The sequence below is a fragment of the Pseudoduganella plicata genome, from assembly GCF_004421005.1.
Classification (GTDB): domain Bacteria; phylum Pseudomonadota; class Gammaproteobacteria; order Burkholderiales; family Burkholderiaceae_D; genus Rugamonas; species Rugamonas plicata.
In genome coordinates, this window is record NZ_CP038026.1 from 3004629 (window position 1) to 3016261 (window position 11633).

At 64.7% G+C, this 11633-nt stretch carries 10 protein-coding genes; 5 read left to right on the forward strand and 5 right to left on the reverse strand.

The features are described from left to right. Positions 1-7: 7 nt before the first annotated feature. The 3 genes from E1742_RS13095 to E1742_RS13105 form a co-directional block, all read right to left on the reverse strand. On the reverse strand, positions 8-1159 hold the full coding sequence (locus E1742_RS13095) for an MFS transporter (protein WP_134385368.1): 1152 nt from the start codon (positions 1157-1159) through the stop codon (positions 8-10). Then, complete coding sequence (locus tag E1742_RS13100; RefSeq protein WP_166793475.1) at positions 1156-1926, reverse strand: DeoR/GlpR family DNA-binding transcription regulator; 771 nt, start codon at positions 1924-1926, stop codon at positions 1156-1158. The genes E1742_RS13095 and E1742_RS13100 overlap by 4 nt, the downstream gene beginning before the upstream one ends. A 72-nt stretch (positions 1927-1998) precedes the next feature. Further along, positions 1999-2367 carry a hypothetical protein gene (locus tag E1742_RS13105; protein ID WP_134385370.1) on the reverse strand — a complete coding sequence of 123 codons (369 nt, stop codon included), beginning with the start codon at positions 2365-2367 and terminating at the stop codon, positions 1999-2001. A gap of 500 nt (positions 2368-2867) precedes the next feature. On the opposite strand from E1742_RS13105, the gene E1742_RS13110 reads away from it, so the two are divergent. The 5 genes from E1742_RS13110 to E1742_RS13130 all read left to right on the forward strand — a co-directional run bounded on the left by E1742_RS13110 (position 2868) and on the right by E1742_RS13130 (position 8790). Continuing rightward, positions 2868-3599 (forward strand): FadR/GntR family transcriptional regulator, encoded by a 732-nt coding sequence (locus tag E1742_RS13110; RefSeq protein ID WP_134385371.1) that lies wholly within the window; start codon positions 2868-2870, stop codon positions 3597-3599. A 126-nt stretch (positions 3600-3725) separates the two neighbouring features. Beyond that, positions 3726-5051 carry an IS4 family transposase gene (locus E1742_RS13115; protein WP_134383509.1) on the forward strand — a complete coding sequence of 442 codons (1326 nt, stop codon included), beginning with the start codon at positions 3726-3728 and terminating at the stop codon, positions 5049-5051. 259 nt (positions 5052-5310) lie between these two features. Further along, positions 5311-6222 carry a 5-dehydro-4-deoxyglucarate dehydratase gene (gene kdgD, locus E1742_RS13120; protein WP_134385372.1) on the forward strand — a complete coding sequence of 304 codons (912 nt, stop codon included), beginning with the start codon at positions 5311-5313 and terminating at the stop codon, positions 6220-6222. Between the two features lie 109 nt (positions 6223-6331). Next, entirely contained in the window at positions 6332-7906 is a 1575-nt protein-coding gene (locus E1742_RS13125; protein ID WP_134385373.1) for an aldehyde dehydrogenase (NADP(+)), read from the forward strand. After that, positions 7906-8790 (forward strand): SMP-30/gluconolactonase/LRE family protein, encoded by an 885-nt coding sequence (locus E1742_RS13130; RefSeq protein WP_189569094.1) that lies wholly within the window; start codon positions 7906-7908, stop codon positions 8788-8790. The genes E1742_RS13125 and E1742_RS13130 overlap by 1 nt, the downstream gene beginning before the upstream one ends. Positions 8791-8896: 106 nt before the next feature. On the opposite strand, the gene E1742_RS13135 is transcribed toward E1742_RS13130, so the two are convergent. Then, positions 8897-10015, reverse strand: a complete 1119-nt coding sequence (locus tag E1742_RS13135) for an aldose epimerase family protein (RefSeq protein ID WP_134385374.1) — start codon at positions 10013-10015, stop codon at positions 8897-8899. Further along, positions 10015-11421, reverse strand: coding sequence for an MFS transporter (locus E1742_RS13140; RefSeq protein ID WP_134385375.1), 1407 nt, complete (start codon positions 11419-11421; stop codon positions 10015-10017). Before E1742_RS13140 ends, E1742_RS13135 begins: the two co-directional genes overlap by 1 nt. Positions 11422-11633 lie beyond the last annotated feature (212 nt).

Genomic DNA, 11633 nt, shown 5'->3' on the forward strand with positions numbered 1-11633 from the left:
AACGGGCTCAGCGCGCGCTGCCGTGCGCGCGCACGACGCCGGCGTTGAACGCAATCACGACGCCGGCCAACGACAATATGCCCAGCGCCACCGCGATATTGGTCTGCGCGGCGATCCAGCCGATCACCGGCGGGCCCAGCAGCAGGCCCGTATAGCCGACCGTGGCCGCCGTCGCCACGCCCACCCCCGGCGCCGTGCCGGGGATGTTGGCGGCCGCGGCGAAAATCAGCGGCACAACGTTGGCCGCGCCCAGCCCGACCAGCGCGAAGCCGACGGCGGACAAGGCGTAGTGCGTGCTTATCACGGCGATCAACAGCCCCAGCAGGATCGAGATGCCGCCGGCGATCATCAACGTCGGCGAGCCGAACTTTACCGTCAGGCGGTCGCCGGCGAAACGGCAGGCGGCCATGGCGATGGAGAAAGCGGAATAGCCCAGCGCCGCCGAGCCTGGCGTGGCACCCGTGCGTTCCGTCATCAAGAGCGCGCTCCAGTCGACCAGCGCGCCTTCGACGGCCATGCACAGCAGCGCCAGCAGGCCGAGGAACAGCGCGGGTCCACGGGGCAGCGCGAAGTGGCTTCCGCCAGTGCCGTGCGGGGGCGTGTTCAGTACGCGGCGTGCCGTCAGCAACACGGCGGCAATCGCCACGACGCTGAACGCCAGCGCGCCGCGGCCGTCGCCAAAGCCGTGCTCGACGATCAGGCCGCCGCCCGCCGCCCCGATCAGTCCTCCCAGGCTGAAGAAGGCGTGGAACGACGACATTGTCGGGGTGCCGCGCGCGATCTCCACTTCGCTGGCGTTGGCGTTCATCGAGACGTCCAGCGCGCCGTTGGCCGCACCGAACGCGAACGCGGCCACGAACAGGCCGGCCACGTGCGACGTGCCAATCAACAAGGTTGTCGTCAGCGCGAACAGGAAGGCCGCCCGCAATGTGGTGCGGCGCGTGCCCCAGTGTGCCGTCAGCCAGCCCGCGATCGGCATGGCCGCCATCGCGCCCGCGGCGATCGTCAACAGCAACATGCCCAGCACGCCGGTGTCGAGCCCTGCCCTTGCCTGCACGACCGGCACGTGCGCTGCCCACAGGCCGATGCCGGCACCGTTCAGCAGGAAGATCGTGGAGATGGCCCAGCGCGCTGGGCCGATGGCAGGTGTGGTCCTCATGGTTTCTCCGCAAAAATCAGCTCGGGGCCGCCGGCCAAGTCACGCAATGCCGCCACCTGGTCGGCAGGAACGTCCGCCTCCAGTACCAGATGGTCCAGTTCGGCGGGGGTGCCCAGGAGGAACGGCGCCGGAGCACCGAAGCGGCCGTTGACGACCACGGCGGCGCGGCGGGCGCTGACGGTCAGCATCGCGCGTTTCAGTATTGCTTCCTCACCGTCGGAGGCGCCCAGGCGCTGGCTGTCGAGACCGCACAGGCCGACGATGCACAAATCCGGCCGCAGCTGCTCGATATCGGCCAGGGTTCGGGCGCCCAGCACGGCGCCGCACTGCGCGGAGTAGGTGCCACCCAGCAGAATGACACGCGTCCGGCGGAACTCGCCCAGCGCCAGCGCGATATGGGGGCTGTTGGTGACGATCGTCGCCGCGCAGCCGTCGTCGAGCTGGCGGGCCAGCGCCAGGTTGGTCGATCCTGCGTCGATCAGTACGGTGTCGCCCGCCCGCAACAGCGCGCGAGCGGCGTGCGCCAGCAATGCCTTGCGCGGCAGATCCGTGCTTTCGCGCTGGTCGAACGCCGCCTCGCCGCCGGCACGCCGGATGGCGCCGCCATGCACGCGACGCAGTTTTCCCGCCAGGTCGAGGTCGCGCAGGTCGCGCCGGATGGTGTCCTCGGACGTCTGGAAGCGCTGCGCCAGCTCGGCTGCCAGCACCTTTCCGTCGCTATCGACCGCCGCGACGATCAGTCGCCGCCGCTCTTCCGCCAATTGCATAAGCTTGCTCCATCTTGTGTGATGGTGCAAGCATACACGAACAAACATGCAAAGAAAACGCAAAGACGGGCATCAACGATCTTTGTAGGGTGCCGCTCGTAGCGTGTCCCGGGGTGGATCGGGTGGCGGACTGAAGTCGATCTCGCAGAGCCAGGACTGCGCGTACTCAACGATTTCGCCGTTGCGGTTGCGGATGCGCTCGAAGCCCGTCAGCGTAAACCTGCCATCGCCGCACCACAGGATGCGCGGCTCCAGCAGCGTTTCGCGTATGACGGGCGAGCCGTGTTCCATCAGCCGGGCCAGCTTGACGGGGCGACGCAGGCCCTGGTCGTCCGTGTCCAGGATACGCAGTTCGCCGAACCGTGGCGCGGCGCGGTCGCCGAGGACACGGCTGGGCAGCGAGATGCCGCCCATGCGCAGTTTGACCATTTTGATTCTCATGATGCCGACCAGAAATAATACTGTATGTTTATACAGTATAGCAGCCCGGAGCGGGCTGGCGCGTTTTCTAGCGGACGCCGATTCGCCCTGGCGGCAGCGTCCCCAGGGTGCACTCGGCGCTATCGCGCGACAGGATCAAACGGCTGCCGCCCCTGTCGGAGGCCTTGCGGGCAATATAGCTGCCGGTTGGCGTGCAGCTTTCGCCGGCAAGCAGGGAGCGTGGGTTTGCGGATCGTCCGCAGCGCAGGCGGACAACGCAATTGCCACCGGCCATGGCAAGGCAGCGGTTGCACATGATGTCTCTTCCATCCCTATGGTCCTGATATCAAGCGTAGCAACGGCATTCGCGGGGGTGTGCCGGCCAAAGGCCATTGACGACAAATTCCCGACAAATGCGTGACACTTGCGAGCTCATCGCTACACGAAGTCATCGTACAACCGGGCCAGCGCTGGGTCCCTGCTGTTATAATCGGCACTTACCCATCCGCACCGAATGCTCCATGTCCGCACTGACCGCTACCGTTACACCGCCGAAAAAGCGCCACCGCAACCTTGCCCAGGGCGTGGTGGAAAGCATCGGCGCCAGCATCCGCGAAGGCGTGCTCAAGCCTGGCGAGAAGCTGCCGACGGAGTCCGTCATCATGGAGTTGCACGGCGTCAGCCGCACCGTCGTGCGCGAGGCCATTTCGCATCTGCAGGCGGCCGGGTTGGTGGAAACCCGGCACGGTATCGGCACCTTTGTGCTTGAGCCGCCGGCCCCGCCATTGCTGATTTCGGCGGATACGATCCGCACCATCGGGGACGTGCTGGCCATCCTCGAGCTGCGCATCAGCCTGGAGACGGAAGCGGCGTGGCTGGCGGCGGCGCGCCGCACCGACGTGCAGGTGCGCGAAATGGGCGAAGCGCTGCAGCGCATCATCCAGGGCGGCTCCGTCGAGGCGGACGTGCAATTCCACCTGCTGATCGCGCAGGCCACGGGCAACCGTTACTTCGTCGATATCCTGACGCATCTGGGCACGACGATCATTCCCCGCGCCCGTGTCAATTCGGCCCAGTTGGCGCATGACGATCCGGCTGTCTACCTGGAGCGCGTCAACCGCGAGCACGAAGACATCTACAACGCCATCCTGCGCCAGGACGCCGAGGGCGCCCGCACCGCGATGCGCACCCACCTCTCCAACAGCCGCGAGCGCCTGCGCAAGGCACAGGAAGAAACGGCGACATCGGCCTGACCGCAGCTGTCAGAAAGACCGGAGCCAAAAAACCGGAGCCTGTCACTAATGCCGTTCAGTTAAGACTGAACGGCATTTCTATTTTGCGGTTGTAAACGCCCCGCATCACTGTTAACCTTCGTCGCCATGTTCGACGACACCCTGCATTTCCTAGCGAATCATCTCGAGTCTCCTGATTGGGCGAGGCTGGGAGAGCATTTGCCGTATGAATGGGTCGAGCAGGCGGTGTTGAGCACGGAGGCGGCCAGTATCCGACATCGGCGTCTACCCGCTGAGCAGGTCGTGTGGCTGATGGTCGCGCTGGCTTTGTATAGGCACAAATCCATCAGCGAAGTGCTCGATGATCTTGGTTTGGCGGTACCGGATTCACAGACGCCATTCGTCAGCAAGAGTGCTGCGGCACAAGCCCGCCAACGCGTCGGACAAGCACCTTTGAAATGGCTATTCGAGCGTTCGGCCAGGCACTGGGTTGCGCAGGACAAGAAGGCCTATCTGTTCAAGGGGTTGCAGTTGTTCGCCATGGACGGAACAACCTTGCGTACGCACGACACGGTGGAAAATCGCGAGCATTTCGGGGCGCAAAGCTACGCGAGCGATACGGTCGCAAGCTATCCTCAGGTGCGAGGTGTCACCGTGACATCGCTCCCTACGCACTTGGTACACAGCGCCGTGTTTGGGCCGTACTCGACCAATGAAATGCTGTATGCAAAGCAGCTGCTTGGCACCATTCCGAATGAATCACTGACGGTTTTCGATCGAGGTTTTCTGTCAGCCGAGATCTTATGTGGCCTGACAGGCAGCGGCGCTGAACGGCACTTCATCATCCCGTCCAAATCGAATACCAAGTGGGAAGCAATCGAGGGCGAAAGCGAAGATATGCTGGTGCGCATGCGCGTCTCGCCCCAAGCCAGGGCCAAGTGCCCAGAGTTGCCCGAGTTCTGGGAAGCGCGGGCAATCACCGTCGTTGACGCCCAAGCACGCAAGCGCATCTTGCTGACGTCGCTACGCGACCGCCGTCGCTACAAGCCAAGTGATATCGCCCTCTGCTACGACAAGCGCTGGGGAATTGAGACGAGTTACCGGGAGCTCAAGCAGACCATGCTCGGCACAGCGCTGACGCTGCGCTCGAAAACCGTGGACGGGGTATATCAGGAAATCTGGGGCACTCTTATTGCTTACAACCTAATCCGGCTCGAAATCGCCAAAGCCGCACTGGCCGTCAAGTGTGAACCGACCGAGGTAAGCTTCATCCGCGCTTTTCACCTAATCCAGTTTGAACTGCACTGGGCAGGGGTCACCAGGTCGTACGGAAAACTGCCTGCATCAATGAAGCACCTACGAGAAAGGTTGGTTAGCCTCCTGAACGACGAACGGCCCGGCCGCAAATGCGACCGGGCCGTCAAGGCAACGCCGAAGCGTTACGCCGTCCGGAAGGTCAAGAAGCTACCTTAACTGAACGGCATTAGGAGCCTGTCACCGGTTTTTGAAAACCGGTGACAGGCTCCGGTTTCTGCCCGCCGACGCCGGGGCTACAAGTCGCGGGGAGGCAGAGTGTCGCATTTTGCCCTTTCCTGACAGAACATTGCAGGAAAACCGGAGCCTGTCACCGGTTTTTTCAAAACGCTTGCCCCGCCTTCGTTTAGGTTGTACGATGTCATACAACGATGGGCAGCAGCCCTCACTATCCACTTGTTAAAAAGCGAGAAGACACATGCAACCTAAAGAACTCCAAACCGTCCTGTCCCACGGCCTGCTGTCGTTCCCGGTCACCGACTTCGACGCCAACGGCGACTTCCGTGCCGATACCTATGCCAAGCGCCTGGAATGGCTGGCACCGTACGGCGCCTCGGCCCTGTTCGCCGCCGGCGGCACGGGTGAGTTCTTCTCGCTGACCCCGAACGAATACTCGGACATCATCAAGACCGCCGTCGACACCTGCCGCGGCAAGGTGCCGATCCTGGCCGGTGCCGGCGGCCCGACCCGCGCCGCCATCGCCTACGCACAGGAAGCGGAAAAGATCGGCGCGCAGGGCATCCTACTGCTGCCGCACTACCTGACCGAAGCAAGCCAGGATGGCCTGATCCGTCACGTCGAGGAAGTTTGCAAATCGGTGGACTTCGGCGTGGTCGTGTACAACCGCGGAGCGTGCCGCCTGACCGCCGACTCGCTGGAGATCCTGGCCGACCGCAACCCGAACCTGATCGGCTTCAAGGACGGCATCGGCGACATCGAACTGATGGTTTCCATCTGGCGCCGCATGGGCGACCGCTTCAGCTACCTGGGCGGCCTGCCAACCGCGGAAGTTTACGCGGCCGCGTACAAAGCTTTGGGTACGCCTGTATACTCGTCGGCGGTATTCAACTTCATGCCGAAGCTGGCCATGGACTTCTACCACGCCGTGGCGAACGACGACCGCGAAACGCAGAACCGCCTGCTGGACGAGTTTTTCCTGCCGTACCTGGCCATCCGCAACCGCAAGGCCGGTTATGCCGTGTCGATCGTCAAGGCGGGCGCGAAGATCGCAGGCTACGACGCAGGCCCGGTCCGCGCACCGCTGACCGACCTGACGGAAGAAGAATACGCGATGCTGGAAAAACTGATGCGTGCCCAGGGCCCGCAATAACAGCGTTACGCAACATGAAGTAAAACGATGCGGGCCGTGGCCCGCATTCCTCATTTCTGCTGGCCGGAATAACCGATGCGCGCCGGGTGCGCGCACTAAAGGAGAGCATATGCAAATCAAAGGTGAAATGATCATTGGCCGCGCGGCCGTGCTGGGCAAGGAAGGTACTGTCAAGGCCATCGACCCGTCGCGCAACGAGCAGATCGAGCCGGCCTTCGGCCTGGCCTCGAGCGCCGAGCTGGAAAAAGCCTGCACGCTGGCCTGGCAGGCGTTCGACCGCTACCGCGAAACGACGCCCGAGCAGCGCGCCAGGTTCCTCGAGACGATCGCCGACCGCATCATGGACCTGGGCCCAAGCCTGGTCGAACGCGCGATGCAGGAATCCGGTCTGCCGCAAGGCCGCCTGGAAGGCGAACGTGGCCGCACCTGCAACCAGCTGCGCCTGTTTGCAAAAGTCGTGCGCGACGGCCGCTACCTGTCCGCCACGCTCGATTCCGCCCTGCCCGACCGCGCGCCGGCGCCACGTCCCGACCTGCGCCTGCGCAAGATCGGCCTGGGTCCGGTCGCCGTGTTCGGCGCATCGAACTTCCCACTGGCCTTCTCCGTTGCCGGCGGCGATACCGCTTCCGCACTGGCAGCCGGCTGCCCGGTCGTCGTGAAAGCCCACTCGGCCCACCTGGGCACGTCCGAACTGGTGGCGAAAGCCGTGCAGCAGGCAGCGATCGACTGCGACATGCCCGAAGGCGTGTTCTCGATGCTGATCGGCGCCGGCCAGACCATCGGCCAGAACCTCGTCAGCCATCCGCACATCAAGGCGGTCGGCTTCACCGGCTCGCGCGCCGGCGGCATCGCGCTGATGAAGACGGCGGCCGCCCGTCCGGAACCGATTCCGGTCTACGCGGAGATGAGCAGCATCAATCCCGTGTTCCTGCTCGAAGGCGCGCTAGCCGGCGAAAAACTGCCGCAGCAGTTTGCCGACTCGCTGACGCTGGGCGCCGGCCAGTTCTGCACCAATCCTGGCCTCCTGATCGCCATCGATTCGCCGGCACTGGACAAGTTCGTGCAGAACGCCGTCACCGCGCTGCAGGCCAAGGGCGCGGCAACGATGCTGACCCCGGGCATCCACCAGGCCTACAACTCGGGCGTGGCCAAGCTGGGCGCCGTCGAAGGCGTCACGCTGCTGGCCCAGGGCCAGACGACCGACAACCCATGCAGCGCCGTCGCCGCGCTGTACAGCACGGACGCCGCCACGTTCCTCGCCAAGCCTGAGCTGGAAGACGAAATCTTCGGCCCGTGCTCGCTGCTGATCCGCTGCCACAGCGAAGCGCAGCTGATCGACGTGGCCGAACACGTGGAAGGCCAGCTGACCGCTGCCGTCCACGCGACGGGCGCGGACATCGGCATCGCGAAAAAGCTGCTGCCGACCCTGGAACGCAAGGCCGGCCGCATCCTGTTCAACGGCTTCGGCACCGGCGTGGAAGTGGCGCATGCGATGGTGCACGGCGGCCCGTTCCCGTCCACGTCGGACAGCCGTTCCACGTCGGTGGGCGCGTCGGCGATCGACCGCTTCCTGCGTCCGGTCTCGTACCAGGACGTGCCGGCAGAACTCCTGCCGGCCGCATTGGCAAGCGACAATCCGCTGGCCATCCCGCGCGTCGTGGACGGCGAACTGGTGCTGAAGTAATGACGGCTGTGTCGATCGAACGTGTCGCGGGCGTGCATTGCGCGACGGGTGAAAGCCCGGCGTGGGATGCCACCGCCCGCGCATGGTACTGGGTCGACATTCCCGCGAAGCGCATCTGGCGGCTCGATGCCGCCGGCCGCACGCGCTCGTGGGAAGCTCCCGAGATGGTTGCCTGCGTCGCTCCGCGCGCACGTGGTGGCCTGATCGGGGGCATGGAGACGGGCATGTTCGACATTGACTTGTTCGACAACGGCAGCGTGGCCGTCACCCTGCTGGGCAAACCGGCGGAGCTGGGCGCGGGCATGCGCTTCAACGACGGCCGTACGGACCGGCAGGGCCGCTTCTGGAGCGGCACAATGTTCATGGACATGAGTGCCGGGAAGGATGTGGGACGGCTGTACCGCTACGATGCCAACGGCCTGTCCGCTGCTGTCGTCGATGGCCTGTTCACGCAGAACGGTCTGTCCTGGTCGCCCGATGGCCGCACGATGTACCTGTCCGATTCGCATCCGAAGAGCCGCCTCGTGTGGGCCTTCGATTACGACGTCGCGACGGGCGTGCCATCGAACCGCCGTGTTTTTGCCGACTTGAACCAGCACGTGGGCCGTCCCGACGGCGCCGTCGTCGATGCGGACGGCTGCTACTGGAGCTGCGCCAACGATGCCGGCTGCGTGCTGCGCTTCACGCCGCAGGGCAAGCTGGATCGCAGGATCGACCTGCCGTTCGCCAAGCCGTCGATGTGCACGTTCGGCGGCGAGGACCTGAAAACGCTGATCGTCACGTCGATCGTGTCGGGCAAGCCGGAAGATGCCGAATGGGGCGGCGCCGTGGTGCTGCTGCGTCCCGGCGTGCAGGGCCTGGCCGACGCGCCCTGCGCCTTTTAGTCATAAGTTCAATAGGGACGGACGGGGTCGCCCGGACCTCATTTTTTCGGGCGATATTGCCTGAAAAATGGGAGCTGTCCCTATTTTTCAGGCAATGACCGGTGCATCAGCGTTTGGTCGAGAACCTGAAACTCGTCACCGACCGGAACACCTCGCCCGGCCGCAATACCGTGGTCGGAAACGCCGGCTGGTTCGGGCTGTCCGGCAAATGCTGCGTCTCGAACGCAAAGCCGTCGTAGCGCTGGTATGCCGTGCCGCTCGTCCCCACCTCTTTGCCGTCAAAGGCATTTGCCGTATAGAACTGTGCCGACGGTTCCGTCGTGGCGATCTCCATCCGCCTGCCACTGGCCGTGTCATCGACGACGGCGACGACCGCCAGCTTGCCGGCGGGTTTTGCAAACACCAAACTGTGGTCGAAGCCGGGCGGATCGCCCAGCAGCGGTGAAGGCGTTTTCAGGCGCGCAGCGGCGCTGGCTGGTTGGCGGAAGTCGAGGGGCGTGCCGCGTACGTCCGCCAGCTCGCCCGTCGGCACGCGGTTGTCGTCCGTGACGGCGTAGCGGTCCGCGGCGATGCGGAAGCGGTGCGTGCCGATGCCGCGGCTGCCGGCGCCGGCCAGGTTGAAGTAGGCGTGGTTGGTTGGATTCAGAACGGTGGGCGCATCCGTGACGGCTTCATATTCGATGCGGAACTCGTCGCTGCCGCGCAGCAGGCGATAGGTCACGCGCAGCGTCAGCTTGCCCGGAAATGCCTGGTCGCCGTCCGGGCTGACCAGCGTGTAGACGGCACCAAGCGACGTGCGGTCCGCGAAATCGCGGCGCTGCCAGACACGGTGCTCGTAGCCGGGCGGGCCGCCGTGGATCGTCAGGCCGCGCGCGTTGGGCTGCAGCGCCACCGTCTTGCCGTCGAGGGTATAACGGGCGCCGCCGATGCGGCCGGCGTAGCGGCCGATGATGGCGCCCCACTTGCGTGTGCTGCGCTGGTAAGCCGGGAGATCCGGCAGGTCGAGGACGACGTTGCGGCGCTGCCCGTTGCGATCGGCCACGGTGGCGGAGATCAGCGTCGCACCGTAGTCGATGAACCCCAGCGTCATGCCGCGGTCGTTGGTCAGCGTGACCTTCTCGACGGCCGCGCCGGCGGTAGTGCTGCCGTAGGGCTGTACCGCGATGCCGGTGCTGCCGGCGTGCCCCGCCGTCACCAGCAGGGTCACAGCGAGCAGGGCCCGCATCACAGGTCGGTGATTTCTTTATAGCGCGGCACCAGCGTCTTCATGACGCCCCACGCCAGCAGGTAGGCCAGCGCGCAGAAGGCGAACATGATCATGTAGCCGGTGCTGAGCTGCCCCATCGCGCCGTAGTAGTCGAACAGCCAGCCGCCCACTTTCGACACCGCCACGCCACCCAGGCCGCCGGCCATGCCGCCGATGCCGATGATCGATGCCACGCTCTTTTGCGGGAACATGTCGGACACCGTCGTGAACAGGTTGGCCGACCAGGCCTGGTGGGCCGATGCGCCGATACCGATCAGCAGCACCGGCACCCAGTAGCTGATGTAGCCGTATGGCTGCGCCAGCAGCACGACCAGCGGGAAGCACGCGATCACCAGCATCGCCTTCATGCGGCCGTCGTAGGGCGTCTCGCCCTTGTCCATGAAGTAGGCGGGGAAGTAGCCGCCGCCGATACTGCCGATCATCGTCAGGCTGTACAGCACCGCCAGCGGGATGATGATGTCGCCCGGGCCCATGCCATAGGTAGAGGCCAGGTATTTGGGGAGCCAGAACAGGAAGAACCACCAGACGCCGTCCGTCATGAATTTACCGAAGGCGAAGGCCCAGGTCTGGCGGTAGCCCAGCAAACGGAACCACGACACCTTGGCGCCGGCCGGTGCCGTCGAGGTGGACGTCGCGGCGACGTCGCTGCGGATGTAGGCCAGTTCCGCTTTCGACAGGCGCTTCTGCTTTTCCGGCGTGTCGAACAGCATGTGCCATGCGATCATCCAGACAAAACCGATGGCGCCGATGACGATGAACGCGGCCTGCCAGCCCCAGTGGATGGCGATCCACGGGACCGTCAGCGGTGCCAGGATGGCGCCGATATTGGCGCCCGAGTTGAAGATGCCGGTCGCGAACGAGCGCTCGCGTTTCGGGAAGTATTCGGCCGTCGCCTTGATGGCAGCCGGGAAGTTGCCTGCCTCGCCGACGGCCAGCACGGCGCGCGACAGCATGAAGCCGATGATCGACGCGGGCGCCGCCACCATGCCCAGCGCGCCCATCGCCGCCCCCACGGCCTGCCCCATCGGCACGGAGTAGGCGTGCATCACGGCGCCGCCGGACCAGACGGCGATTGCCCACAGGTAGGCGCGCTTGGTGCCGATGCGGTCGACGATCGGACCGGCAAACACCATCGACAGCGCATAGACGAACTGGAACGCGGCCGTGATATTGGCGTAATCCGTATTCGACCAGTTGAATTCCTTCGACAGCTGCGGCGCCAGCAGGCTCAGGACCTGCCGGTCCAGGTAGTTGACGGTGGTGGCGAAGAACAGCAGCGCACAGATCGTCCAGCGGTATTTGCCCACGGCAGTGGCACCGCGCTGCCCAGCAGGGTGCTGGCTTACAGGCTCGTTCAGCTTCATAGGATCACTTATGTTGGTTATCGTCGATCTCATCTCTCGGTCTCCGGCGAGATCAGCCGTGGCGTGGCGCCACATGGTTGTATGTCATCGTACAACCTAACAACACGTTAAGCAAGAAGTAAAACCGGGCGCAGACCCTGGACTTGAAACCCCATTCACACATCGTAACGGCCCAGACAGAGCCGGTGCCAGCCTTCATTTCCATGACGCCG